Annotated in this window: 23 protein-coding genes, 1 tRNA gene and 2 pseudogenes; 15 read left to right on the forward strand and 11 right to left on the reverse strand. The window is 71.9% G+C overall.

Annotated elements, in window-relative coordinates:
- Nucleotides 1-47: 47 nt before the first annotated feature.
- Complete coding sequence (locus ACQ86M_RS00520) at nt 48-899, forward strand: hypothetical protein (protein WP_431246669.1); 852 nt, start codon at nt 48-50, stop codon at nt 897-899.
- Between the two features lie 98 nt (nt 900-997).
- Here ACQ86M_RS00520 and ACQ86M_RS00525 read toward each other — a convergent pair whose 3' ends face one another.
- The 3 genes from ACQ86M_RS00525 to ACQ86M_RS00535 all read right to left on the reverse strand — a co-directional run bounded on the left by ACQ86M_RS00525 (nt 998) and on the right by ACQ86M_RS00535 (nt 4,816).
- Nucleotides 998-3,088, reverse strand: a complete 2,091-nt coding sequence (locus ACQ86M_RS00525; RefSeq protein WP_431246670.1) for a RecQ family ATP-dependent DNA helicase — start codon at nt 3,086-3,088, stop codon at nt 998-1,000.
- Nucleotides 3,089-3,176: 88 nt separating this feature from the next.
- On the reverse strand, nt 3,177-3,479 hold the full coding sequence (locus ACQ86M_RS00530) for a hypothetical protein (protein WP_431246671.1): 303 nt from the start codon (nt 3,477-3,479) through the stop codon (nt 3,177-3,179).
- A 26-nt stretch (nt 3,480-3,505) separates the two neighbouring features.
- The gene (locus tag ACQ86M_RS00535; protein ID WP_431246672.1) at nt 3,506-4,816 is read right to left on the reverse strand and encodes a PspC domain-containing protein; all 1,311 of its coding nucleotides are present in this window, start codon (nt 4,814-4,816) and stop codon (nt 3,506-3,508) included.
- Between the two features lie 114 nt (nt 4,817-4,930).
- On the opposite strand from ACQ86M_RS00535, the gene ACQ86M_RS00540 reads away from it, so the two are divergent.
- From ACQ86M_RS00540 to ACQ86M_RS00580, 9 genes and pseudogenes are all read left to right on the forward strand, one after another.
- Nucleotides 4,931-6,148 carry a sensor histidine kinase gene (locus ACQ86M_RS00540; RefSeq protein ID WP_431246673.1) on the forward strand — a complete coding sequence of 406 codons (1,218 nt, stop codon included), beginning with the start codon at nt 4,931-4,933 and terminating at the stop codon, nt 6,146-6,148.
- Nucleotides 6,149-6,182: 34 nt separating this feature from the next.
- The gene (locus ACQ86M_RS00545; protein ID WP_431246674.1) at nt 6,183-6,857 is read left to right on the forward strand and encodes a LuxR C-terminal-related transcriptional regulator; all 675 of its coding nucleotides are present in this window, start codon (nt 6,183-6,185) and stop codon (nt 6,855-6,857) included.
- A gap of 127 nt (nt 6,858-6,984) precedes the next feature.
- Nucleotides 6,985-7,057: transfer RNA gene (locus ACQ86M_RS00550), tRNA-Trp, on the forward strand.
- A gap of 42 nt (nt 7,058-7,099) precedes the next feature.
- Nucleotides 7,100-7,371, forward strand: a pseudogene (secE, locus tag ACQ86M_RS00555) (preprotein translocase subunit SecE).
- Nucleotides 7,372-7,438: 67 nt separating this feature from the next.
- Nucleotides 7,439-8,362, forward strand: coding sequence for a transcription termination/antitermination protein NusG (gene nusG, locus ACQ86M_RS00560; RefSeq protein ID WP_431220209.1), 924 nt, complete (start codon nt 7,439-7,441; stop codon nt 8,360-8,362).
- Between the two features lie 118 nt (nt 8,363-8,480).
- Nucleotides 8,481-8,912 carry a 50S ribosomal protein L11 gene (gene rplK / locus ACQ86M_RS00565; RefSeq protein WP_175335715.1) on the forward strand — a complete coding sequence of 144 codons (432 nt, stop codon included), beginning with the start codon at nt 8,481-8,483 and terminating at the stop codon, nt 8,910-8,912.
- A 71-nt stretch (nt 8,913-8,983) separates the two neighbouring features.
- Entirely contained in the window at nt 8,984-9,673 is a 690-nt protein-coding gene (rplA, locus tag ACQ86M_RS00570; RefSeq protein WP_431220210.1) for a 50S ribosomal protein L1, read from the forward strand.
- A gap of 215 nt (nt 9,674-9,888) precedes the next feature.
- A complete protein-coding gene (locus ACQ86M_RS00575) occupies nt 9,889-11,886 on the forward strand; it encodes a S53 family peptidase (RefSeq protein ID WP_431246675.1) in 1,998 nt (665 codons plus the stop codon).
- Between the two features lie 105 nt (nt 11,887-11,991).
- On the forward strand, nt 11,992-12,525 hold the full coding sequence (locus ACQ86M_RS00580) for a GNAT family N-acetyltransferase (RefSeq protein WP_431246676.1): 534 nt from the start codon (nt 11,992-11,994) through the stop codon (nt 12,523-12,525).
- Here ACQ86M_RS00580 and ACQ86M_RS00585 read toward each other — a convergent pair.
- On the reverse strand, nt 12,522-13,490 hold the full coding sequence (locus tag ACQ86M_RS00585; protein WP_431220213.1) for an NADP-dependent oxidoreductase: 969 nt from the start codon (nt 13,488-13,490) through the stop codon (nt 12,522-12,524). The two genes, ACQ86M_RS00580 and ACQ86M_RS00585, sit on opposite strands and share 4 nt — an antisense overlap.
- A gap of 200 nt (nt 13,491-13,690) precedes the next feature.
- Between ACQ86M_RS00585 and ACQ86M_RS00590 the strand changes: the two genes are divergently transcribed.
- Nucleotides 13,691-14,443, forward strand: coding sequence for a DUF998 domain-containing protein (locus tag ACQ86M_RS00590; protein WP_431246677.1), 753 nt, complete (start codon nt 13,691-13,693; stop codon nt 14,441-14,443).
- On the opposite strand, the gene ACQ86M_RS00595 is transcribed toward ACQ86M_RS00590, so the two are convergent.
- From ACQ86M_RS00595 to ACQ86M_RS00615, 5 genes and pseudogenes are all read right to left on the reverse strand, one after another.
- A complete protein-coding gene (locus tag ACQ86M_RS00595; protein WP_431246678.1) occupies nt 14,341-15,156 on the reverse strand; it encodes a YqaJ viral recombinase family protein in 816 nt (271 codons plus the stop codon). The genes ACQ86M_RS00590 and ACQ86M_RS00595 overlap by 103 nt on opposite strands.
- Entirely contained in the window at nt 15,153-16,196 is a 1,044-nt protein-coding gene (locus ACQ86M_RS00600; RefSeq protein WP_431246679.1) for a Gfo/Idh/MocA family protein, read from the reverse strand. The genes ACQ86M_RS00595 and ACQ86M_RS00600 overlap by 4 nt, the downstream gene beginning before the upstream one ends.
- Before the next feature lie 28 nt (nt 16,197-16,224).
- The gene (locus ACQ86M_RS00605) at nt 16,225-16,959 is read right to left on the reverse strand and encodes a ThuA domain-containing protein (RefSeq protein ID WP_431246680.1); all 735 of its coding nucleotides are present in this window, start codon (nt 16,957-16,959) and stop codon (nt 16,225-16,227) included.
- Nucleotides 16,956-18,088: pseudogene (locus ACQ86M_RS00610) on the reverse strand (Gfo/Idh/MocA family protein). Before ACQ86M_RS00610 ends, ACQ86M_RS00605 begins: the two are co-directional and overlap by 4 nt.
- A gap of 71 nt (nt 18,089-18,159) precedes the next feature.
- Complete coding sequence (locus ACQ86M_RS00615; protein WP_431220219.1) at nt 18,160-19,350, reverse strand: ROK family protein; 1,191 nt, start codon at nt 19,348-19,350, stop codon at nt 18,160-18,162.
- Nucleotides 19,351-19,512: 162 nt separating this feature from the next.
- On the opposite strand from ACQ86M_RS00615, the gene ACQ86M_RS00620 reads away from it, so the two are divergent.
- The 4 genes from ACQ86M_RS00620 to ACQ86M_RS00635 all read left to right on the forward strand — a co-directional run bounded on the left by ACQ86M_RS00620 (nt 19,513) and on the right by ACQ86M_RS00635 (nt 23,514).
- On the forward strand, nt 19,513-20,235 hold the full coding sequence (locus ACQ86M_RS00620; RefSeq protein WP_431247924.1) for a sugar phosphate isomerase/epimerase family protein: 723 nt from the start codon (nt 19,513-19,515) through the stop codon (nt 20,233-20,235).
- The gene (locus ACQ86M_RS00625; RefSeq protein WP_431246681.1) at nt 20,232-21,329 is read left to right on the forward strand and encodes a Gfo/Idh/MocA family protein; all 1,098 of its coding nucleotides are present in this window, start codon (nt 20,232-20,234) and stop codon (nt 21,327-21,329) included. The genes ACQ86M_RS00620 and ACQ86M_RS00625 overlap by 4 nt, the downstream gene beginning before the upstream one ends.
- Nucleotides 21,330-21,446: 117 nt before the next feature.
- Nucleotides 21,447-22,439: a Gfo/Idh/MocA family protein gene (locus ACQ86M_RS00630; RefSeq protein WP_431246682.1), complete on the forward strand. Its 993-nt coding sequence runs from the start codon at nt 21,447-21,449 to the stop codon at nt 22,437-22,439.
- 46 nt (nt 22,440-22,485) lie between these two features.
- Nucleotides 22,486-23,514, forward strand: a complete 1,029-nt coding sequence (locus ACQ86M_RS00635; RefSeq protein WP_431246683.1) for a sugar phosphate isomerase/epimerase family protein — start codon at nt 22,486-22,488, stop codon at nt 23,512-23,514.
- Nucleotides 23,515-23,526: 12 nt separating this feature from the next.
- Here ACQ86M_RS00635 and ACQ86M_RS00640 read toward each other — a convergent pair whose 3' ends face one another.
- Together ACQ86M_RS00640 and ACQ86M_RS00645 are read right to left on the reverse strand one after the other, a co-directional pair.
- Nucleotides 23,527-24,531 carry a nitrilase family protein gene (locus tag ACQ86M_RS00640; protein ID WP_431246684.1) on the reverse strand — a complete coding sequence of 335 codons (1,005 nt, stop codon included), beginning with the start codon at nt 24,529-24,531 and terminating at the stop codon, nt 23,527-23,529.
- Nucleotides 24,532-24,573: 42 nt separating this feature from the next.
- Complete coding sequence (locus ACQ86M_RS00645; RefSeq protein ID WP_431246685.1) at nt 24,574-25,245, reverse strand: DedA family protein; 672 nt, start codon at nt 25,243-25,245, stop codon at nt 24,574-24,576.
- Between the last annotated feature and the right edge of the window lie 2 nt (nt 25,246-25,247).

Consider the following 25,247-nt stretch of genomic DNA (forward strand, 5'->3'; position numbering starts at 1 on the left):
GTATCCACCGCGGCGCGTGGGCGCTGCGACGGAGCGAAGGGGACGACATGGGATTCCTTGACCGCCTGCTCGGACGCGAGGAGTCGCGCCCGAACGGCTCGCAGCCGCAAGGCGCCGCGTATCCGCCTTTGGGCGGGGGAGCGCCGGGCGCCGGTCAGGGCGCGTACCCCGGAGCGCCGTCGGGCGGGCAACCGCAGAGCGCCATGGGCCAGGCTCGCAGCGAGGACGAGATCGCGGTCGAGCGCTACCGGTATCTCTTGCGGACCGCCCCGCCCGAGACGATCGAGCAGGTGCACGAGGAGGCGTTCGCCAAGTTGACCCCGGACCAGCGCCGCCTGCTGTTCCAGCAGTTGAGCGAGAACGCGCCTGCGGGGGAGCAGCCGCGCGGCGAGGACCCGCGTTCGCTGGCGCAGTCGGCCACCCGGGCCGAGTTGCGGCAGCCCGGGACCCTGGAGCGCGCGCTCGGCGGCGGCGGTCGCGGCGGCTATGGCGGTATGGGCTTCGGCGGCATGTTCGCCAGCTCCCTGTTGGGCAGCGTCGCCGGGTACGTGATCGGATCGACGCTCGTCAGCGCCTTCCTCCCGTCGCCCTTCGACAACCAGGCGAACGGCGGCTCGGGCGACCAGAACGGCGACAACCAGAACGGCGACAACCAGAACGGCGGCGATCAGGGCAATGACGGCCAGGGTGGCGACGGCGGCTCGGGCGACGGCGGCTCCGGTTCCGGCGACGGCGGATCGACCGAGGCCGCCGGATGGGACGGCGGCGGCGACGCCTCCGGTGGCGACTCCGGCGGCTGGGGTGGCGACTCCGGCGGGTGGGGCGGCTTCGGCGGCGGCGATTTCGGCGGTGGCGGCGACTTCGGCGGAGGCGATTTCGGCGGCGGCGACTTCATCTGACGCTGGTCGGCCGGTCGGCGTCTCAGGCCCGGCCGGCGCCCCAGCCCCGGCGGGCCTGGGCCTGCGACCCACCATCGTCATCGGCCAACACCCGCGGCTCAACTGCGGGCGGCCGCCGCGAAGGGCAGCGCGGCTGACGCGCCCGCCCGCAGGAGTTCCTGGCCGGCGACCGTGAGCGTCCAGCGACTGTCGACCAGGTCATCCACCAGGAGCACCGGGGCGCCCGGAGGCAGGTCGAGCCCGTCGGCTGAGAAGCGGTCCCACACCGACGCCAGGCGGAACGCGCTGTTGCCTCCCGGCGCACCGGAGGGCGGCCCGCCGCGCCAGGACAGTGATCCGGCGAACGGCAGCCGCCCGACGGAGGCGAGCCCGCGCGCAAGCGACTCCACGAAGACCGGCCGGCGGCGCGACGGCATCGCGGCGATCGCCGCGGGGCGCGCATCCCAGTCCCAGTCCGCCAGCACCCGGATGCAGGCGTCGAGCACGGCCGACGGCACCGCCTGATCGGCCGCGTCGTCAGCGAGCAGCTCGCGGAGCCGACCGCCCCATCCCAGGTCGGTGAGGCGAGCCAGAACGCGGCCCGGCTGCAACTGCTGCTCGGGGCGGAGCTTGCCCTTCACGGGGACCCCCAGCCGGTCGGCGCCCGTGGGCCACAGCTTGCGGGGCTCGAGCTCCACGCCGACCCGGTCGAGCAGCGAGCCGACCTGGCCTGCGGCACTCTCATCCACTGCGGTCGGGAACCAGACGCCCGCGCAGTTGTCGCAACGGCCGCACGGCCCGGCTGCAGGGTCGTCGAGCGCGCGCTGCAGGAACTCCATGCGGCAGGCCGAGGTCGACTCGTAGTCGAGCATCGACCGCTGCTCCGCCTCCCGCGCCGCCGCGATGCGCGCATAGCGCTCTTCGTCGTACTCCCACGGGGCACCCGTCGCGATCCAGCCGCCGCTGACCCGGCGGACGGCGCCATCGACATCGAGCACCTTGAGCAGCACTTCCAGCGTGGACGCGCGGAGGTCGACCCGGCTCTCCAGCACCCGCGTGGACTGCGGCTCGCCCGTCAGCGCCTCGAGTACGGCCGCGGCCTTCTCGCGCGATGGCATGGACGCCGTCGCGAAGTACTGCCAGATGGCCCGGTCCTCGGGCCCCGGCAGCAGCAGGACGTCGGCGTTCTCGGTCGCGCGCCCCGCGCGACCGACCTGCTGGTAGTAGGCGACCGGCGAGGACGGCGCGCCGAGGTGGACGACGAACCCCAGGTCCGGCTTGTCGAATCCCATGCCGAGCGCGCTCGTCGCGACGAGGGCCTTCATTTCGTTGCGCTTGAGCCGGCCCTCCAGCTCCTCGCGCTCCGCCGTATCGGTCTGACCCGTGTACGCCTGCGCCTCGTGCCCGGCGCGACGCAGCACACGTGCAGTGTCCTCCGCCGCCGAGACCGTCAGCGTGTAGACGATTCCGCTCCCCGGCAGATCGGCGAGATGACCCGCGAGCCAGGCCAGCCGCTCGGTCGCATCGGGAAGCGGCAGTACGCCGAGCCGTAGGGAGCGGCGCGCCAGCGGCCCGCGGATGGTCAGCACGTCGCCCTCGCGCCCGGCGCCGAGCTGCTCCACCACGTCGGCGACGACCCGCTCGTTGGCCGTCGCCGTCGTGGCGAGGACGGGAACGCCGTCGGGCAGCAGGGCGATGAGGTCGCGCAGCCGCCGGTAGTCGGGACGGAAGTCGTGCCCCCAGTCGGAGATGCAGTGCGCCTCGTCGACCACGAGGAGTCCGCTGCGCTCGACGAGCGCCGGAAGCTGCGTGTCGCGGAACTCGGGGTTGTTGAGCCGCTCCGGCGAGACGAGCAGCACGTCGACCGTGTCGTCTCGCAGTCGCGCCGCTATGTCCTCCCACTCGTGGCGGTTCGCCGAGTTGATCGTGACCGCGCGAACCCCGGCGCGTTCGGCCGCCGCCACCTGATCGCGCATGAGGGCGAGGAGCGGAGACACGAGGATGGTCGGGCCGGCCCCGCGCGCCCGGAGCAGCATGGTGGCGACGAAGTACACCGCGGACTTGCCCCACCCGGTGCGCTGCACGACCAGCGCGCGCCGCCGATCGTCGACCAGCGCGCTGATCGCCTCGAACTGCCCGTCGTGGAACTCGACCTCCGACCGCCCGACGAGGGCGCGAAGGCGGAGGAGGGCGTCGGTCGCTGTGGTCATGCAGCAATCGTCTCAGGGACGCCCGACGCCCGAGCCGGAGGACGGAAATCGGTGGAGAACGTCCAGGACCCTCCGGCTGTGGACGGAATCAGTCCCGCGTCCGCAGGCGCCGCCGCTGGGACGCGCGGATCCCGCCGAGCAGCGCGGAGACGACGATGACGAGGCCGACGACCGCCGCGGCGAGGGCCCACGCGGACCCGGGCGTCAGCGAGGTCAGCCAGCGGCCGGCCTGGTCGGCGCGCTCCGCCGAGGAGACGACCCACAGGGTGACTGCGGCGAACAGGGCGAGCAGGATGCCCCAGACCACCCCGCCCCAGCGGATCGGGGCCTGCGACGGCGAGCTCGTGGGAAGCGGTGCGGTGAACGGCGCGGTGGCGTTGTGATCGGTCATGTCCGTGAGTCCTTGTCCGGTGGCGCTCAGTGCTGGAGGAAGGCCGGGAGGCCCTCAGCCGTGAGACGGATACCGGCGACGCCGTCACCCGCGAGGAAGAGGGCCGCGCCGGTGAGCACGGCGAGGAGGATCCCGAGGAAGATCAGGAAGCCGCTCCGCCGCCGGGCCAGCCCCGCGATGAGCACGGCGACACCGACGACGAGGGTCGCCGCGGCCAGGCCGGCCGCCGTGGTGAAGCGGGCGACGTCGCCCAGTTGCGGCCAGACGATGGCCGCCAGGGACCCGGCGACGAGCGCGAGACCCACGGTCAGCCAGCCGATCGCGGCGCCCACGCGAGGGTTCGCAGCCCGGTACGCCTCACGGCGTGCCGCCGCCTCGGCGCTCGCGGCGGCGGCCTGCGAACGCAACTCGGCCGAGCGTTGTGCCTTGACGACGCGCATGTCCGCGGCGAGCCGCTGCTTCCACGCGGCGTGCTCGGCACGCCACTCCGCCTGCCGCTGCTGCCAGTCGGCCACCTCGGCGGTCGACGCCCCCTGCGGAGGCGCGGGCGGCCGTGCCGGCTCCGCGGCGACGTCCAGCCGGATGGTGTCTGCGGCCGCACTCGCGATGGGCGCGCTGTCCGCGGCGGTGTCTGCGGCGGCGTCCTCGGCCGCACCCGGGAAAGCAGCGCCGGACCCGGGCCCGGACGCCGGAGCAGCGTCCGCCGGCGCGTCCGTGGCTGCACCCGCCGCAGCATCCGTCGCCGTCGCCTGCCACACCCCCGGTGCCGGGCCCCCCGGTGCAGGGCCGCCCGGTGCCGCGCCGCCCGCTGCCGCGGCACGCGCGTCGGCGTTCCGCACCGCGACGACGATCAGCGCCACCACGGCCCCTACGACCACCAGCGTCCACACGACCCGGCCGACCACGTCGCCCCAGGCGGAGACATCCCAGAAGCCGCCGTGCGTCCACCAGAGGCCGCTCGTCCACGGCAGCAGCGACAGTAGCGCCATGACTCCGATCGCGACGATCGGCGGCTCGAAGTCGCCCTCGAACAGGGCCTGCAGGTGGACGCGGCCGTCGCGATCCGGGAGCAGCGCCCATGCCGCCGCGTACAGCAGCAGGACCGGTGCGCCGAGGATGGCCGCGACGACCACGATCCCGCGCACGATGAGCGGGTCGATGCCGAGACGGTAGGCGATCCCGGCGCACACGCCGCCCAGCCAGCCGTCGGCCCGGACGACGCCGAGGCCGCGCATCCAGTCGAAGAAGCGGGTGCCCCGCCCGGCGAATCCGCTCTGCGGGCCGCCGTACGGGTTGCCGGGTGTGCCCACCGGCGGCGTGGAATCGTTCTGTGACATGCCTCTCATCCTGGCGTCGGCCGGGCCGCCGGGGTATCCGGTGAACCCCTGACCGGACCCTGATCCTGCGGCCGCCCGGGTGCGGCGCCGTGCCGGGTCTGCTTGGATGCTGGCATGTCCTCCACCGCCCCCGCCGAGCCCCGGCCGGGTACCGGGCGGCCGGCGCTCGCACGGCCGCGCACGTGCGTGCTGGGCGGCGTGTCGGTGGCGCTCGCGGAGCACCTGGGTTGGCCGCTGGCCGCGGTGCGCTGGGCGTTCGTCGGGCTGTCGCTGCTCGGCGGCGGCGGCCTCGTGCTCTACCTCTGGCTGTGGGCCTTGACGCCGCTCCGGCCGCCCACGGGCGACGACCCCGCCGACGGCGTCCGCCGCCGGGTGAACGTGCCCTGGATGCTCGCGGGGGCCGGCGCCGCGGCCGGCATCGCGGCGATCGTGCTCGCCGCGGGCGGAGCGGTGGGCCCCGGCGTCGGCGCCCTCCTCGCCTCGGCCGGGCTCCTGGTGGTGGCCGTCGCCTGGGAGCAGCTGGCGGACGAGGAGCCGGTGGCCTTCGCACCGCTCACCCCGGTGGCGTTCCGGCTCTCCTGCGGGGCCTTCCTGGTCATCGTCGCGCTGGCGCTGGCGGGGACTCAGGATGCGGGCGGCCCGGCCCTGCTCTGGCTCGGCATCCTCCTCGCCACCCTGGCCGGGGTGGGCGTGCTGGTCGCGCCGTGGGGCCTGCGCCTGTGGCGCGAGCTGCTCACCGAGCGCACGGCGCGCATCAAGGAGGAGCAGCGCGCCGAGATGGCGGCGCACCTGCACGACTCGGTGCTGCAGACACTGGCCCTGATCCAGAACCGCGCCGGCGCGTCGAGCGAGGTCGGCCGGATCGCCCGGGCGCAGGAGCGCGAGCTGCGCGACTGGCTCTACGCCGACGCCGCTGTGGGCGGCGCCGAGGGGGAGCGGGACCTCGCGGGCGAGCTCCGCGAGGTCGCGGCGGCGCTCGAGGTGGACCACGCCGTCCACTTCGACGTGGTCTCGGTCGGGGACCCGGTGCGGCGGGCGCCGTCGGAGCTCGGGGCGGCCGCCCGCGAGGCGATGCTCAACGCCGCCCGCCACGCGGGCGGGGAGGTCTCGGTGTACGTGGAGCACACCGCCGACCGCGCGGATGTCTTCGTCCGCGACCGCGGTCCCGGATTCGACGTCGACGCGCTCCCGGAGGGGCGGCTGGGCGTGCGGGAGTCCATCATCGGGCGGATGCGCCGTGCGGGCGGACGGGCGACCGTCGCCGTGCGCGAGAGCGGGACCGAGGTGCACCTGAGCATCGACCTGCCGGGCGAGACGCCCCCGACGACCTGAACCACACGAACGACACGAGCCGGAGCCAGACGACATGACCGAACCGACCGACGACGCCCGCACCGTGACCGTCGTGGTGGTCGACGACCACTCCATCTTCCGGTCCGGCCTGCGCGCCGACCTCGACGAGCGGCTGGAGGTGGTGGGTGAGGCGGCCGACGTGGATGCGGCGGTCGCGATCATCCTCGCCACCCGCCCCGAGGTGGTGCTGCTCGACGTGCACCTGCCGGGCGGCGCCGGCGGCGGCGGGGCCGAGGTCATCCGCCGGGTGGCCGCCGAGGCGACGGGGACGCGGTTCCTCGCCCTGAGCGTGTCGGACGCCGCAGAAGACGTGGTCGGGGTCATCCGCGCCGGCGCCCGGGGCTATCTGACGAAGGGCAGCTCCGGCCGCCAGGTGAGCGACGCGGTGCTCGCCGTGGCCGGCGGGGACGCCGTGTTCTCGCCCAAACTGGCCGGATTCGTCCTCGATGCGTTCGGCGCCGCCTCCGGCGAGCAGGCGGAGTCCACCGACGAGCTCGACCGGCTCTCCGCCCGTGAGCGGGAGGTGATGCGGCTGATCGCGCGCGGGTACGCTTACAAGGAGGTCGCGGCCGAGTTGTTCATCTCGATCAAGACCGTGGAGACGCACGTCTCGGCGGTCCTGCGCAAGCTGCAGCTGTCGTCGCGGCACGAGCTGACGGCGTGGGCGCTGGAGCGGAAGCTGCTCTGAGCCGACCGCTTTGCGGGGAGCGGCGGCGTCACGTACACTTGACGCGGTGGTTGAATCTGCCAAGCTTTTCTGCGCCCTTTTTTGTAGCTGAATGATGGCGACGTGAGGTTCGGCGATTCGCTTTCCTAGGGCGGTAGCTCAATTGGCAGAGCAGCGGTCTCCAAAACCGCAGGTTGCAGGTTCGATTCCTGTCCGCCCTGCAAGTCGGCATCCAGGTGCCGATCCACGAAAGGTGTAACGAGGTGGCCCGAAAGGTAATCGACGAGCCGAGCGAGGAGATCGTCGCCAACGCGAAGAAGGAACGCGCCGAACGGCGCAACCCTTCGCGCGGATCGCCCTGTTCATCCGGCAGGTCATCGGCGAGCTCAAGAAGGTCGTCACGCCCACGCGCAAGGAGCTCTTCAGCTACACCGGCGTCGTGCTCGTGTTCGTGGTGATCATGATGGCTCTCGTGTCACTCCTTGACTGGGTGTTCGGCATGGGTGTCGTCTGGGTGTTCGGTAACCCCAAATAGACGACGTCGACCGGGCCGCACCGGATCTCCCGGAACGGCCCTCCCGACAAGAAATGGAATGAATTCAGTGTCTGAGACGAATCGCGACGACGTGGACTGGGCTCCGGCTGCGGAGCAGTCCTCCGAAGACGACGAGGCGCAGACCGGCAACGTCCTCGCCAGCGAGGACGAGGCGTCCGACGCGGCCGAGCACGAAGCGCTGCACGTCGTCGCCGACGACGGCACCGAGATCGATCTCGACGCCGTGCTGGACGCGATGGCGGAGGCGGTGGACCCCGAGGCCGACCGCGCCGTGGACGAGGCCCTCGAAGTGGACGACGAGGAGGAGGCTGCGGCCGCCCAGCTCGCCGTCGAGGACGAGGAGGAGGAGGCCGTCGCCGACCCCTACGAGGCCTTCCGCACCGAGCTGCGCTCCAAGCTCGGCAAGTGGTACGTCATCCACTCCTACGCGGGCTTCGAGCGCCGCGTGAAGTCCAACATCGAGAACCGCATGGTCTCGATGAACATGGAGGACTACATCTACGAGGTCCAGGTCCCCATGGAGGACGTGGTCGAGATCAAGAACGGCCAGCGCAAGATGGTCAACCGCGTGCGCATCCCGGGCTACGTGCTCGTGCGCATGGACCTCAACGAGGACAGCTGGTCGGTCGTCCGCCACACGCCGGGCGTCACCGGGTTCGTGGGCAACGCGCACAACCCCACGCCGCTGCGTTTCGAGGAGGCCTTCTCGATGCTGAAGAGCCTCGTGCAGGTCGAGGCCGCTCCGGCCAAGGGCGGCGCGAAGGGCCAGAAGGCCGCCGCGCGCGTCATCCCGGCCGAGGTCGACTTCGAGATCGGCGAGACCATCACCATCAAGGAGGGCTCGTTCGCGGGCCTGCCGGGTTCGATCAGCGAGATCAAGCCGGAGAGCGGCAAGCTCACCGTGCTCGTCTCGCTCTTCGAGCGCGAGACACCGGTCGAGCTCAGCTTCGACCAGGTCACGAAGCTCTAGGGAACATCCAGAGCCTCCCCCTGTTTTACAGAACACCGGGTCTCGGAAGGGCCGAGAAACCGGGAGAGCGACGCGGGCTCCGGCCTGACCCGCTCGAATACACAAAGAAGGAAGAGACATGGCACCGAAGAAGAAGGTCACCGGTCTGATCAAGCTTCAGATCAACGCCGGCGCCGCCAACCCGGCCCCGCCCATCGGCCCGGCCCTGGGTCAGCACGGCGTGAACATCATGGAGTTCTGCAAGGCCTACAACGCGGCCACCGAGTCGCAGCGCGGCAACGTCATCCCGGTCGAGATCACCGTGTACGAGGACCGCTCGTTCACGTTCGTCCTGAAGACCCCGCCCGCGGCCGAGCTGATCAAGAAGGCTGCCGGCGTCCCCAAGGGCTCCGGCGTCCCGCACACCACCAAGGTCGGCAAGCTGACCCAGGAGCAGGTGCGCCAGATCGCGGAGCAGAAGATGGTCGACCTCAACGCCAACGACATCGACGCGGCGTCGAAGATCATCGCAGGCACCGCCCGTTCGATGGGCATCACGGTCGAGGCGTAAGCCCGGCCCCCTCAAGACATACGTGGAAGAGCCGGCCAGGCTCGCACCACATTCTCGTTAGGAGAAATCACATGGCACAGAAGTCCAAGGCCTACCGGGCCGCGGCCGAGAAGATCGAGGCCGGAAAGTTCTACACCCCCGCCGAGGCCGTCGCCCTGGCGAAGGAGACCGGCTCCGCCAAGTTCAACTCGACCGTCGAGGTCGCGCTGAAGCTCGGCGTCGACCCGCGCAAGGCGGACCAGATGGTCCGCGGTACCGTCATTCTTCCTCACGGTACGGGCAAGACCGCCCGCGTCATCGTGTTCGCCACCGGCCCCGCGGCCGAGGCGGCCATCGCGGCGGGTGCGGACGAGGTCGGCGGCGCCGACCTGATCGAGAAGGTCGCCGGCGGTTACACCGACTTCGACTCGGCCGTCTCCACCCCGGAGCTCATGGGCCAGGTCGGCCGCCTCGGCAAGGTGCTCGGCCCGCGCGGCCTCATGCCCAACCCGAAGACCGGCACCGTCACCCCGGATGTGGCCAAGGCCGTCTCCGACATCAAGGGCGGAAAGATCGAGTTCCGCGTCGACAAGCACGCCAACGTGCACTTCGTCGTCGGCAAGGCCGGCTTCACCGCCGACCAGCTGAACGAGAACATCAAGACCGCCCTCGAGGAGGTCGTGCGTCTCAAGCCGTCCGCCGCGAAGGGCCGTTACATCCAGAAGGGCGCCGTGTCGACCACGTTCGGCCCGGGCATCCCGCTGGATGTCAACGCCATCTGAGTTCGTTCGACGAACATCCCGACGGGGTCGGGGCCGGTCTTCGGTCCCGACCCCGTCGGCGTTTCCGGCCGAGAGGTGCTTTACGGGACACAACGATTTCGACGGACTTGTCTACCCCATCTTGTGGAGGGAGGACTACCCGGTCTAGGGTCGCTCCTGTCGCGCGTCGCGCGGCGGCTCGAAGCCGAGCCGGTCCGAACCGAAGGATGACATCCATGGCACCTCGTACCACTCGATCCCTCCACAAGAGGGCGCTCGGGATCATCGCCACCACGTCCGCCGTGGTGGCTTTGTCGTTGGCGGGGGCATCCGCCGCCGGCGCTGCCGACCGGGTCCCGTACGCCGGCTCCGTGCCGGCCTGGGCGACATCGGCCAACGACGCAGGAGCGGCGCCCGCCGCAGCGACGGTGCAGGGCGAGATCTACCTGCCGCTGCGCGACCAGAAGGGTGCGGAGGCGCTCGCGAAGGCCGTCTCCAATCCGCTCGACCGTGGGTACCGCAAGGCGCTGTCGCCGCAGCAGTGGATCAATCGCTTCTCGCCGACGAAGCCCGACTTCGACTCGGTGGTGAACTTCATCACGGCCGCCGGCCTCACCATCCAGGGTGTTCCGGACAGCCGCCAGTACGTCGTCTTCCGCGGAACCGCCGAGCAGCTCGGCTCCGTCTTCGGCACCTCGCTGCACTCGTTCACGCACGAGGGCAAGAAGCTCATCGCTCCGGCCTCGGCGCCGTCCGTCCCGGCATCCATCGCGCCCAAGGTCTCGGCGATCAGCCTGGAGCAGTCGCGCACCACGACCAAGCCCGACTCCATCAAGCAGGGCGACCTGGGCGCCAGCGGCGACCCGCAGGTGTCGCGCAAGCTGGCCGCGGCCGCCCCGGTCGTCGACGCACCCTGCTCGCACTACATCGGCGAGCACACCGCGACGGTGCCCGCGGCCTACAGCGGTCAGACGCAGTACAGCACGAACAACTGCGGCTACACCCCGCAGCAGCTGCGCAGCGCCTACGGCCTGGACGGCCTCGCGGCGAAGGGCGTCAACGGCACGGGCCAGACCGTCGCGATCATCGACGCCTACGCCAGCCCGAGCATCCTGAAGGACGTCAACACCTACTCGCAGCAGAACGGCGAGCCCGGGCTGACGAACTCCAGCTACCAGCAGCTGGTGCCGCCGCCGAGCCAGTTCACCGACCAGGAGCTGTGCCAGCAGCCCAGCGGATGGCAGGGCGAGCAGACGCTCGACGTCGAGTCCGTGCACGCCGTCGCACCGGGTGCGCGCATCCTCTACGTCGGCGGCACCGACTGCTCCGGCGGTCTGGACATCGCCATGTCGAAGATCCTCGACAACAAGCTTGCGAACATCGTCAGCAACAGCTACGGCAATGTGGGGGAGGCGGTCCCCGCCGACGTGATCCAGGGCGAGGTGAACCTGCAGCTGCAGGCGGCGGGCGAGGGGATCGGCCTGTACTTCTCGAGCGGTGACAACGGCGACGAGGTCGCCAACCTCGGCTACGCGTCGCCGGACTTCCCGGCGTCCTCGCCGTGGGTCACCTCGGTCGGCGGAACCAGCACCGGCATCGACAAGAACGGCAAGCTCGCCTGGGAGACGGGCTGGGGCGACCAGTTCGACCAGATCGTCAAGAACGCGGACGGCACGCTGAGCTACGCGGTGCCCCTTCCGGGCACCCGGTTCGTCGGCGGCGCCGGCGGCGGCGTGAGCGCCGTCTTCGCGCAGCCGGACTACCAGCGCGGCATCGTGCCGGCCGCTCTCGCCCAGGGCAAGCGCGTCTCGCCCGACGTGGCGGCTCTCGCCGACCCGTACACCGGCTTCTCCATCGGGATCCGGCCCATCGTGGACGACACGACGCTCGCGACCGGTGACTACATCAACGAGACCTACGGCGGGACGTCGCTGGCCTCGCCGATCGTGGCGGCGCAGATCGCCATCGTGCAGCAGGCGACGCGCAGCACGATCGGGTTCGCCAACCCGACCCTGTACGGCGTGAAGCGCATCCTGCCGAACGCGTTCCGCGACGTGATGCCGCAGAACCCGCCGCAGGCTCTCGTCTACACCAGCAGGATCAGCGGGAACACCTACCTGGTGACGCTCGACCAGGACACCTCGCTGAAGACGGCGAAGGGCTACGACGACGTCACGGGTCTCGGCGGCGTCTCCTTCGACCTGCTCAGCTGGGTGGCACAGGGGCGCCACTGACACTGGGGCGCCCCCAGCGGGACGGCCTCGGGCCGCACCGCATCCGGACCGGTCGTCTCCCTCGGGGCGGCCGGTCCGCTCTGCGCGGCTGGCTAGGCTGGGAGGGTGACCGTGACCATCCGACCGGCCGCCGCCGGTGACGAGACCGGCCTGGCCGCCGTCGCCGCCGCGACGTTTCCGCTCGCCTGCCCGCCGCACACCACCGACGAGGCCAAGGCCGCCTTCATCGCCTCCGTGCTGTCGGAGGAGCGGTTCGCCGAGTACCTCGCCGACGGCTCCCGCAGGCTGCTGCTGGCCGAGGACTCCGACGGCTTACCGATCGGCTACACCATGATCGTGCTGGGCGAGCCGGCCGACGAGGATGTGCGCGGCAGCATCCGCATCCGCCCGACCGCCGAGCTCAGCAAGTGCTACGTGCTGCCCGGTCATCACGGCGCGGGCGTCGCCGGGCGGCTGATGGCCGAGAGCCAGGTGCTCGCCGCAGAAGCGGGCGCCGAGGGGATGTGGCTGGGCGTCAACCAGGAGAACGCCCGCGCTCAGCGGTTCTACGGCAAGCACGGCTTCGAGCGCGTCGGCGTCAAGCGGTTCCTCGTCGGCGACCGTTACGAGGACGACTGGGTGATGGAGCGGGCGCTCTAGCCCTCGGCGACCTTCACCACGATCTTGCCCCGCGTGTGCCCGCGCTCGATGGCGGCGTGCGCCTCGGCGATCCGGTCGAGCGGGAAGATCTCGTCGACGTGGACGCGGACGTTTCCGGCCTCCAGCAGCCGCGCGATCACGGCCAGCGTGTTGCCGTCCGGCGCCACCTTGTAGCCGGTCCCGCGGAGCCCCGCTGCGGCGACGTCCTCCGCGAAGCCCGGCCAGCTGCCCGTCGGAGCGTTCACGATCAGTCCGCCGGGGCGCAGCACGCCGAGGGAGCGCGTGCCGGTGTCGTCGTGGACGTTCCCGACGAGGTCGATGACGACGTCGGCGTCGTGCACCACGTCCTCGAAGCGGGTGGTCGTGTAGTCGATGACCTCGGCGGCTCCCAGCGACCGGAGCCACGAGGCCTTCGAGCCGGACGCCGTCGCGATCACGTGCGCGCCGAAGTACGACGCGAACTGCACCGCGAAGTGGCCGACGCCGCCGCTCCCGGCGTGGATCAGCATCCGCTGCCCCTCGTGCGCCTTCGCCACCTCGACGACCATGCCCCAGGCGGTGAGCGCGGCGAGCGGGGCGGCGGCCGCCTCGATGTGCGACAGCGTCGCGGGCTTGCGCACGACGCTGAGGGCGGAGACGGAGACGTACTCCGCATAGGTCCCGGTGAAGCGCGGCACCATCACCATCCCGAACACCTCGTCGCCGGGGCGGATGGGGTGCCCGCTGTACGGCGACTCCACCACGACCCCGCTGAAGTCGTGGCCGAGCACCGCGGGGAACGAGTGGATGGCGCCGAACAGCCCGCGGCCGGCGCGCGTCTTCGCGTCGATCGGGTTGACGCTCGAAGCCACCACTTTGACGAGGAACTCCGCGTTGACCTTGTCCGGGTACGGCGCCTCGCCGAGGCGCAGGGCGTCGGGCGCGCCCGCGGCGTCCAGGAGCGCGGCGCGCATCGTCTTCGGCATTCGTCGTCCCCTCGTCGGTCGTTCTACTTTCAGTCAATCCTGCCCGTGCGTCACCGGTGTTACGGTCGGGTCACCACATGTGAACAATCTGTTTCGGATACCCCCAGGTCGTTCCCAGCGCCGCGCCGGTTAGGATGCTGCGACCCGGAACCACCCCGACCCGCGGGGGCACGACGGCGGGACGACCCGAGGAGCGACAGGTGCGACGACTGCTGCGGATCGCCCGCGAGCCCTTCGTGATCCCGGTGTTCGCGCGCGGCTGGCAGCGCGCCGTGCCGGTGCTGCTGGCGATCGGCACGCTGTGCGTGCTCGGCGGGCTCGTCGTCATCTGGGCGGCGCGCCTGACCGTGCCGTACCCCGTCTACGTGAGCGAGCTGGGCGCGCGCGGCGCGGCGACGGCCGGCCCGTTCGCTGTGGCGCTGCTGCTCATCGCGGCGGGCGGCTTCACGATCGCGCTGGCCAGCGGGCACGTGCGCGCGTCGGCGCCCCTGCTGGCCCGATGGTCGCCCGCCGTGAGCCTCGGCTTCGCCGCGCTCTGCTTCGTGCTCGCCTCGCAGGTGACCTGCTCGGCGTACTGCCCGGTGCCGCTGATCGACCCGAAGTCGACCCCGCAGGACCTCATCCACACGGTGTCGGCGGTCCTCGGCTTCGCCGCTGCGTGCGTCGCGATGCTGCAGGTCGGGTTCAGCCGCGGCCTGCCGCGCATCTCGCGCCTGTCGCGGATGAGCTGCGGCGCGGTCGCCGCGATCACCATCGTCGGGGGACTGCTCGCGATCGTGCGCGTGGGGGCGGATGTCGGCGCCTGGCTCGAGCTGGTCGGGACGACGGTGGCCGTCGCCTGGATCGCCGTCTACGCGGTGGCGCTGACCCGCATCCCCGTGGCCGTCTCGGAGGCCGCGGCCGAGGAGGGCGTGGTCGCGGCGGTCGCCGGAGCGGCCACCGAGGTCGCCTGACGCAGCAGCTCGATGAGGTCGGCGGCGAGCGTCACCAGCTTGGCGATCTCGGCCTCGTCGCGGTCGACCCAGCGGCACTCGGGCTCGTCGCGCATGGGCACGAAGCCGTCGTGCTGCTCCCAGACGAAGAGCGTGCGCTCGGCGCCCAGCACATACTGCTGCCACCAGATCTGGCGCAGGTACTGGCGGGGGATGCTGCGGAACGGCTTGTTCGTGGTCTTGATCTCGGCGAGCTCGAGGCGCCCGCCCGAGCGGAGGACGAGACCGTCCGGCGTCGCCAGATGCCGCCGGTCGCGCTCGGCGTGGAACAGGAGGTCGGAGGGCTCGATCCCGTGCGTGGCCGCGACCCAGGCCGCGATCTCCGGCTCGCGCGAGCGGCCGTGCTGCGTGAAGACGTTGCCGCTGAATCCCGTGCCGTGCAGCTTGTCGTAGACCGCCGCACGGACGGACCGCGGCGTGGACAGCTTGGCGACATCCGTCGCCGTGATGCCGCGACTGCGGGCGCGCAGCCAGCCGACGCGGTCGCTGGAGCGTGCGACGACACGCGCCAGGTGGCCCGACTGCCCGGGGACGGCCGGAACGACGGGCACGGGCGCGGGGCGCGCCGGGCTCAGATCCGCGAGCACTCCGGGCCGGTACAGTTCGGCCGAACGGGAGTAAGCGGAGTCGAGCACCTGTCCATTGTGCCGCGTCGGACCGACGCTCGCCGTCACTCCACGCGGGTCGCCCCGAGTTGCCTCCGTGCCTCGTCGATGGTCGCGAGCGTCTCGACGGCCTCCGAGAGCGGATGCACGGGCGACTCGGTCCGTCCCTCGCCGATGTAGCGCGCGAGGGCGGCGGCCTCGTACGCCATGCCGTCACGGTGCGGGCGGCCGTACGGGTCGCGCCAGTGCGCCGCGAGCGTGCCGTCGGCGCGGAACACCCGCAGCCCGCTCGGGCCCCAGAACGGGCTGTCCGTCTCGACGCGGCCCTCCGTGCCGTTGATGGTCGCGAGGGACGGCGTTCCGGCGAGCAGGCTCGTGCTCAGCAGAGCTTGGGCGCCGTCGGCGGAGGAGAGCAGCAGGGCGGCCTGTTCGTCGACGCCGGTCGAGGCGAGGCTGCCCGTGGCGATGATGCCGGCCGGGGCGCCGAGCGCGAACGACGCCCACGAGACGGCGTAGACGCCGAGGTCGAGCAGCGCCCCGCCCGCGAGCGCGGGATCCCACAGCCGGCTCGCCGGGTCGAACGGCACCCGACCGCCGAAGTCGGCCGTGACGACGCGGACATCGCCCAGGGCGCCCCGCTCCAGCAGCTGGCGCACGATGTCCGTCTGCGGCAGGTAGCGCGTCCACATCGCCTCCATCGCGAACACGCCCGCGTCGCGGGCAGCGGCGGCGATCCGTCGCGCCTGGTCGGCGGTCACCGCCATCGGCTTCTCGATGAGGACGTGCTTGCCCGCAGCGATCGCGAGGAGGGAGTGCTCCAGGTGCCCGCTGTGCGGCGTCGCGATGTACACGACATCCACCTCGGGGTCCGCCACCAGCGCCTCGTACGACTCGTGCGAGCGCTCCACGCCGTGCGCTGCGGCGAAGGCCGCCGCCCGGTCGGCCGAGCGCGATCCGGCGGCAACCACGCGCTGGCGCGTGTGACGGTGGAGCGCGTCGACGAAGTCGGCGGCGATCCCGCCCGGGCCGAGCACGCCCCAGCGCAGCACGGGCGCGTCGGCGGGGTCGGGATGGCGTGGCTCGGGGAGCGCGGCGAAGGGGTCGGTCACGGGTCTCGCCTCCTGGTTCTGCGGCCGGTCAGACCGGCTGCGGGTTGGACACCTCGGGCGCCTGGCGCGCACCGGCCACGGGCGCCGCCCAGCGGACGCCGTTCGCCAGCACGCGCCGGACCTGCGGATGGAAGTACACCGGGTACTCCTGGTCGCCCGGGCTGAAGTAGAAGATCTTGCCGCGCCCGCGGGTGAAGGTCACGCCGGAACGGAACACCTCGCCGCCGGTGAACGAGCTGATGAAGACCAGATCGTCGGGCGTCGGGATGTCGAAGAACTCCCCGTACATCTCCTGCGCCTCGATCACGATCGGCTGGTCGACGCCCGCTGAGATGGGATGCGTCGGGTTCACGTTCCAGACCAGCTCGCGCTCGCCGCCCTGCGGGTTGCGCCAGCGGAGCGAGCAGGTGGTGCCGAGCATCCGGATGAAGATCTTCGAGAAGTGCCCCGAGTGCAGCACGATGAGCCCCATCCCGCCGAGCACGTGCCGGCGGACGCGCTCCACGACCTCGTCCGAGACGCGGTCGTGGGCGATGTGGCCCCACCAGAGCAGCACGTCGGTCTCGTCGAGCGCCTGCTCGCTGAGACCGTGCTCCGGGTCGTCGAGGGTGGCGGTGCGCACGGCGACCTCGTCGCCGAGCAGCTCGCGCAGCCCTTCCGCGATGGCGCCGTGGATGCCGTGCGGGTAGATCGCGGCGATCTCGGGCTGGGTCGCCTCGTGGACGCCCTCGTTCCAGACGGTGACGCGCAGGGTCATGGTCATGCTCCTTCCGGGATGGATGCGGTTTCCGGGGTGGATGCGGTGAGCCGCACCTCGGCGCCGATGCGGGCGGACTCGTAGGCGGCGTCGATGATGCGGGCGCGGTCGAGGGCGAGCGAGCCGTCCCAGTTCGCCCAGTTCGCCTGGTCGGCGACGTGCTCGAGGAACGTCTCGACGACGGCGACGTGGCCGCGGCCCGGGTCGGCGGTGACGGAGATGTCCTCGCTCTGCTCGCCCTCACCGGTGAAGATGGTCAGCTCGCCCGAGGGGGCGTAGTCGACGACGCGCAGGTCGGCGCCGCCCTCGGTGCCGTAGAGGGTGATGCCGAACTCGTCGCCGGCCGGGCGGTAGGCCGCCCAGCTGGTCTCGATGACGATCGAGCCGCCGCCGTCGAGCCGCAGCAGGAGGCTGGCGAGGTCTTCCACCTCGTAGGCGGAGCCGACGTGCTGCTTCGAGGCCGTCGCGCCGCCGCGACCGCGCACGCCGAGCTCGGAGTGGGTGACCGCCGAGACGGCCGTCACGCGCGGCTCGCCGAAGAGGTGCAGCGCGTAGTCGAGCACGTGCACGCCGATGTCGATGAGCGGGCCGCCCCCGCCATCTCGCGGTTGGTGAACCACGAGCCGAGGGCGGGGATGCCGGCGCGGCGCAGCCAGATGGCGCGCGCATGGTACGGCCGCCCGATCTGGCCGCCGTCGATGGCGGCCTTGAGCGCCTCGATGTCCCCGCGGCGGCGGTGGTTGAACGCCACCTCGAGCACGCGGCCGGAGCGGTGGGCCGCATCCACCATCGTCTGGGCCTCCGCGGCGGTGCGGGCGATCGGCTTCTCGCTCAGCACGTGGATGCCGGCGTCCAGCGCGCCGACGGCGATCGGCGCGTGGAGGAAGGTCGGGACGGCCACACTGACGACATCCAGGTCGCCCTCCGCCACGAGGTCCTTCCAGTCGCGGTGCAGGCGCGTCAGGCCGTACTGCTCGCCGAGTTCGGCGCGCGGGCCGTCCTCCATGCCGGCGATGGCGACCAGCTCGACGCCGGGGAGGGCGTCGTAGGCGGCCATGTGCTGCTGGCCGGCCCAGCCGAGGCCGACGACACCGGCGCGGAGGGGACGGCCGGGGGATGCGGTGGTGGTGCTCACGGCACTCCTTTCGGTTGTTCGAATCGATTCGAGGATGTTCAGGATGGGGAGGCGGCTCGCCGCCGGGGGTGTCAGCGGAAGAGCGAGCGAGGACTCCCGCTGTGCGGGTCGAGGGCCCGCTGGACGACCATGATGGCCGCGCCGATCACGCCGCCGGTCTCGCCGGAGCGCGACTGGGTGATGGTGAGGTGCTGCGTCGCGAGCGGGGTCGACCGCTGGTAGACGACCTCGCGCATCCCGGCGAGGAGCTGCTCGCCGACGCGGGAGAGGCTGCCGCCGACGACGATCGTCGACGGGTTGAGGAGGTTGACGCAGGTCGCGACGACCGCCCCGAGGTCGCGTCCGGCCTGCCGGATCGCGTTCTGCACGACCGGATTGCCGCTGCGCGCGAGCTCCACCACGTCGTCGCTGGTCTCGGCGGCGAGCCCGGCCTGCGACAGCGCCCGGGCGATCGCGGGGCCGCTGACGAGGGACTCGAGGTCCGCATCCTGCTCCCCGTGGCTCGGGGTGTCGGTGCCGAACGGCACGCGCACGTGCCCGAGGTCACCGGCCGAGCCGAGGGCGCCGCGCTGCAGGCTGCCCCCGCTGATGATGCCGGCGCCGACGCCGGTGGCGACCTTGATGAAGAGGAGGTCCGTCTCGTCCGGCCACATGAGGGCCCTCTCGCCCAGGGCGAGCAGATTGACGTCGTTGTCGACCAGCACGGGCACGTCGAAGACGCGGCGGATGTAGGCGGGGATGTCGAAGCGGTCCCAGCCGGGCATGATCGGCGGGTTGACGGGCAGCCCGGTGGAGTGCTCGACCGGCCCGGGGACGCCGACGCCGACGCCGATCAGCTCCTCTGGCGCACGGCCGGAGGCGGCGTAGAGCGCGGAGGCGGCCTCGAGGGCCCAATCGAGGATGGGTACGGGGCCGTCGGCGATGTCGAGGCGGCGCGATTCGCTCGCTGTGATGTCGCCGGCGAGATCGGCGAGCGCGACGACACCGTGGGTCGCCCCGAGGTCGATCGCGACGACGACGCGCGAGCCGGGGTTGAACCGCAGCCGGGCCGGGGGACGACCGCCGGAGGAGACGTCGTCTCCCGCCGGAACGACGAGCCGGGCCGCCGTGAGGGCGTCGATGCGGGTGGCGATCGTCGAACGCGCCAGCCCCGTCACCTCGGCGAGCTGCGCGCGGGTGCGCGGGATGCCGTCGCGCAGGATCGCCAGCAGCTCCGCGGCGTCTGCGGCGACGAGCACCGAGTCTCGCGCGCTGTCGGTCATGACGGTATTGAACCACAGTGTTCGCAGGACGCCCAAAGGTGTGTCCGAACCGGTCGACTTTTGATTGACATCCGACAAAAGGGTCGGTTGAATGGACGCACGCCATCCGGCGTCCCATCCATGAGCTCGACGAGGAGAACAGTGTCGACGTCCAAAGTCTCCGTGCAGCTGTACACGGTCCGCGAACTCCTGACCGAAGACACGGTCGGAACCCTGAAGCGGATCGCCGACATCGGGTTCACCCAGGTCGAGCCCTTCGCGTTCCTCAGCTTCGGTAAGGCGCTGCGCCAGGGCCTCGGCGAGGCCGGCCTCTCGGCCCCCACCACCCACCAGAGCTTCCTCGGCGGCGACCTCGACGAGGTCTTCGGCGCCGCGAAGGAGCTCGGCATCCAGACCGTGATCGACCCGTTCGTCGCCCCCGAGAAGTGGCAGACGGCCGAGGACGTGGCTCAGACCGCCGAGCAGCTCAACGCTGCCGCGGAGGTCGCCGCCCGCCACGGCATCCGGGTCGGGTACCACAACCACGATCACGAGATCTCCAGCACCATCGAGGGCGTCACCGCCCTGGAGTTCCTCGCCGGCAAGCTCGCCCCCGAGGTCGTGCTCGAGGTCGACACCTACTGGGTGGCCGTCGGCGGCGCCGACCCGGTGACCTTCCTGCCGAAGCTCGGCGACCGCGTCGTGGCGCTGCACGTCAAGGACGGCCCCGGCACGCACGAGAACAAGGACCAGGTCGCGGTCGGTCAGGGCTCCCTCCCGATCGAGCGGATCATCGCCGCCGCCCCGGATGCGCTGCGCGTCATCGAGCTCGACGACTCGCGCGGCGACCGCTTCCAGGCCGTCGCCGACAGCTTCGCGTTCCTGACCTCCAAGGGCCTCGCATGAGCGGCGGGCCGGTCGGAGTCGGCGTCATCGGCGCCGGCGTCATCAGCAATCAGTACCTCGAGAACCTCACCCGGTTCCCCGACCTCGACGTGCGCTTCGTCGCCGACATCGACCTGGAGCGCGCCAAGGCGCAGGCCGAGAAGTACGGTGTGCCCGGCTCCGGCTCGGTCGAGGAGCTGCTCGCAGACGACGCGATCGAGATCGTGGTCAACCTGACCATTCCGAAGGTCCACGTGGAGGTGGCGCTGCAGGCGCTCGCCGCGGGCAAGAACGTGTGGAGCGAGAAGCCCTTCTCGCTCGACCGCGCCAGCGGCCGCGAACTGCTGGAGGCGGCCCACGCCAAGGGCCTCCGGGTCGCGACCGCACCCGACACATTCCTCGGTTCCGGCATCCAGTCGGCGCGCCGGCTCATCGAGAACGGCGACATCGGCGCGCCGCTCACCGCGCTGACCCTCATGCAGAGCCCCGGCCCCGAGTCGTGGCACCCCAACCCCGACTTCCTCTTCCAGGAGGGCGCGGGCCCGCTGTTCGACATCGGCCCGTACTACCTGACCGCGCTCGTGCAGCTCTTCGGGCCGGTCGCCCGGGTCAGCGCCAGCGCGTCCAAGGCCCGGGAGAGCCGTGTGATCGGCTCCGGACCCCGTGCCGGCGAGGAGTTCTCGGTCACCGTTCCGACGCACGTCAGCGCGCTCTACGAGTTCGAGAGCGGACAGACGGCTCAGGCCGTGTTCAGCTTCGACTCGAAGCTCGGCCGCACCCAGTTCGAGGTCGCGGGTGTGGAGGGGACGGTCGTCGTGCCCGACCCGAACACCTTCGAGGGCGAGCTGCTCGTGCACGGCGCGGACGGCATCCAGACGCTGCCGTCGACCGGCACCACCGACACCCGCGGCATCGGCGTCGTCGAGCTGGCCCGGGCGATCCGCGCCGGCGTGCCGGAGCGTGCCTCCGGCGAGCAGGCGTACCACGTGCTCGACGTCATGGTCTCGACGATCGAGGCGGGGGAGTCGCGGACGCCGGTCGAGGTCGAGAGCACGGTGGACGTGGCCCCGGCACTGCCGGAGGACTGGGACCCGCGCGCGGCGACTCTGGCGTGAGGCCGACGACATGACGGATGCGAACGACAGCGCCGCCGCGACCAGCGGCGGACTGATCCGGCGCGAGGGAGCGCCGCGGGCGCCCGCCTCCGCGTCGCCATCGTCGGCGGCGGCTTCATGGCCGAGGTCCACTCCCGTGCGGCTCGTGCCGCACGGGCCGACCTCGCCGGGATCGTCTCGTCGACGCCGGACCGGTCGGCGGCCGCGGCGGAGCGCCTCGGCATCGCGCACGCCTACGGCTCGCTGGACGAGGTGCTCGCCGACGACACGATCGACGTCGTGCACGTCACCACGCCGAACGCGCTGCACGCCGAGCAGGCGGCCGCCGTGCTGGCCGCAGGCAAGGACGTCGTGTGCGAGAAGCCGCTCGCGACGACGGTGGCCGACGCCGAGGCCCTGGTGGCCGCGGCGGAGGGCCGCACGGCGACCGTGCCGTTCGTGTACCGCTTCCACCCGCTCGTGCGCGAGGCGCGCTCGCGCTTCGCATCGGGTGCGGCGGGCCGCGTCCTCAGCATCAACGCCTCCTACCTGCAGGACTGGCTGCTCGGCGCCGGCGACGACAACTGGCGCGTGGATGCGCACCAGGGCGGCCGCTCGCGCGCCTTCGCCGACATCGGCTCGCACCTGGTGGACCTCGTGGAGTTCGTGAGCGGCGACCGGGTCAGCCGCGTCTCCGCCACCAAGCGCACGGTGTTCGCCGAGCGGGCCTCCCACTCGGCGATCACCACAGAGGATGCCGTCGCGGTCGTGGTCGAGACGCGCTCCGGCGCCCTCGGCACCCTTCTCGTCTCGCAGGTCGCGCCCGGCCGCAAGAACCGGCTGTGGCTCGAGATCGCCGGAAGCGAGGAGAGCGTCGCCTTCGACCAGGAACAGCCGGAGACGCTGTGGATCGGCCGCCGCAGGGGCACCACGGTCGTGCCGCGCGACGCCGATCAGCTCAGCGAGGACGCCGCCCGCCTCTGCGTGGTGCCCTCCGGCCATCCACAGGGCTACCAGGACGCGTTCAACGCGTTCGTCGCCGACAGCTACGCGGCGGTCGCGGGGAGAGCCCCGACGGACTGCCCCGCTTCGCGGACGGCCTGCGCGCCGTGCGGATCACGGACGCGGTGATCGACTCGGCCGAGTCGGGCACCTGGATCGAGATGGGAACGGAAGAATGACGGACGAAGAGTCGGGTCGCACGCACCCGGTCACCCTGTTCACCGGCCAGTGGGCCGACCTCACGCTCGAGGAGGTGGCGAAGTACGCCTCCGAGTGGGGCTACGACGGCCTCGAGATCGCCTGCTCGGGCGAGCACCTCGACGTCTGGCGCGCGGCGGAGGACGACGCGTACCTGCAGGGGCGCCTCGACATCCTCGACCGGTACGGCCTGAAGGTGTGGGCGATCTCCAACCACCTCAAGGGCCAGGCGGTCTGCGACGACCCCATCGACTTCCGCCACCAGGCGATCGTCGGGTCGAAGGTGTGGGGCGACGGCGACCCGGAGGGCGTGCGCCGGCGCGCCGCCGAGGAGCTGAAGCTCACCGCGAAGGTCGCCCGCAGGCTCGGTGTGGACACCGTCGTCGGCTTCACCGGGTCGAGCATCTGGCCGTACGTGGCGCAATTCCCGCCGGTGCCCGCGTCCGTCATGGACGCCGGCTACCAGGACTTCGCCGACCGCTGGAACCCCATCCTCGACGTGTTCGACGACGAGGGCGTGCGGTTCGCGCATGAGGTTCACCCGTCGGAGATCGCGTACGACTACTGGACCAGCGTCCGCACCCTCGAGGCGATCGACCACCGCCCGGCGTTCGGCTTCAACTGGGACCCGTCGCACATGATGTGGCAGGACATCGATCCGGTCGGCTTCATCGTCGACTTCCAGGACCGCATCTACCACGTGGACTGCAAGGACACGCGCCTGCGCCCGAAGAACGGCCGCGCCGGCGTGCTCGGCTCGCACCTGCCCTGGGGCGACCCGCGCCGGGGCTGGGACTTCGTCTCGACCGGCCACGGCGACGTGCCGTGGGAGGACGCCTTCCGCGCGCTCGAGTCGATCGGCTACGCCGGCCCGATCTCGATCGAGTGGGAGGACGCGGGCATGGACCGCCTGCACGGCGCGAAGGAGGCCGTGGGCTACATCCGCTCGCTGCTCTGGAAGCGGCCGACCGCCTCCTTCGACGCGGCGTTCAGCAACCAGGACTGAGCCGGCCGGCGGTCACTCGCCGGACGGGTCCACGCGGAAGTCCAGCGGGACCGGTTCGGTCGAGTGGCGGGCCGCGCGGGCGTCCCGCTCCAGGCCGGAGCGCCGGGTGAGGATGCCGTAGAGCTCCGGGCGCCGGCCGAGCATCCACCGTCGGCCGGTCGCCAGGGGCAGCAGCTCGAAGTCGAGGTCGGCGGTGACCACGGCCTCGTCCGCGACCGGGGTCTCAGCGACGATGCGGCCGTATGGGTCGAGGATCATCGCGTTGCCGGTGCGGATCTCGTCGTCGTCCGGTCCGATGCCGTTGGCGAAGAGCACGAAGATGCCGTTGTCGTGGGCGCGCGACGGCAGCCAGCGCATCAGCCAGCCCCGGCCCGAGGGACCGTTCACTGCGTCGTCGAGCGCCTGGGGGTCCTCGTGGCGGTTGTGCCACAGCTCCGAGGGGATCACCCGCATCCCGTGCGGGCTGCGGGAGTTCGTCCCGCCGGTCTGGTGCGGCGCGAGGAGCACGGTCGCGCCGTCGAGCGCGACGGCGCGGACGTTCTCGACGAGGTTGTTGTCCCAGCAGATGAGCACGGCCATGCGCACGCCCCACGGGGTGTCGAAGACGGTGAAGCGGTCGCCGCTCGAGATCGCCTCGTGCTCGAACGCGTGCAGCTTGCGATGGATGTGCACCGCGCCGTCCGGAAGGCACACGGCGTAGGAGTTGAACAGCCGGTCGCCGTCGGCCTCCAGGAACCCGGCCCCGATCCCGGCGCCGAGTTCGCGCGCGAGAGCGGAGAGCGCGGTCACGAGCGGTCCGTCGGCCGGTTCGGCGAGGGCATGCAACTGGTCGGCGGTCTTCTTGGTGAGATGCCAATAGCCGAGCAGGCACATCTCCGGGAAGACGACGAGGCGGCTCCCGTCCGCGACCGCATGAGTCGCCAGGCGGCGGACGGTGCTCAGGTTGCCGTCCTTGTCCGAGGGCGACGCCTCGAACTGGACGACGGAGGTGCGAAGGGATGCGGGGCTCGCGGGCATGGGGATCCTTCCTGGCCGTCTCCAGCTAACGGCATCGCGCGCTCAGGCGCCAGCCTGCGACGACTCCGACGACTGCGACGACTCCGACGGCTCCGCCGCTGCGCGCCGGGCCCGCCGGTCCAGCACCCAGGCTCGCACACCCCCGACGATGGACGCGAGGATGACGACACCGGCCACGATGTAGGCCACCGGCCGCACGCTCGGGTTGACGGCGGCGAAGTAGCCGATGACCGTGATGAGCACGCCCCAGCTCAGGGCGCCGACGATGTTCGCGGTGAGGAAGCGCCAGTACCGCATCGCGCCGATGCCCGCGATGGGCGGGATGAAGACGCGGCCCCAGGGGATGTAGCGGCTGATCACCACGGACCACCAGCCGAACAGCTGGTAGAACCGCTCCGCGCGGCGGATTCCCGCCTGCACCCAGCGGCCGCCGCGCTTCGCCAGGTACGGGCGGCCCAGCCTCCGCCCCAGCCAGAAGCCGACCTGGTCGCCGAGCACGGCGGCGATGCCGACGCCGATCGCGAGCGCCCAGATGGACAGCTCCGGATGCGTCCCCGTCAGGATGCCGGCGGCGAACAGCAGCGAGTCGCCCGTGATGAACGGGATGAAGACGCCGACGAACAACCCCGTGCCGGCGAAGACCAGCCCCCAGACCGCCAGGTAGAACAGCAGCGGCCCGACGTCGCCGAGGAAGTGCGCGAGGTCGTGGGCCATGC

Source organism: Leifsonia xyli subsp. cynodontis, assembly GCF_050632205.1.
GTDB classification, from domain to species: domain Bacteria; phylum Actinomycetota; class Actinomycetes; order Actinomycetales; family Microbacteriaceae; genus Leifsonia; species Leifsonia xyli_D.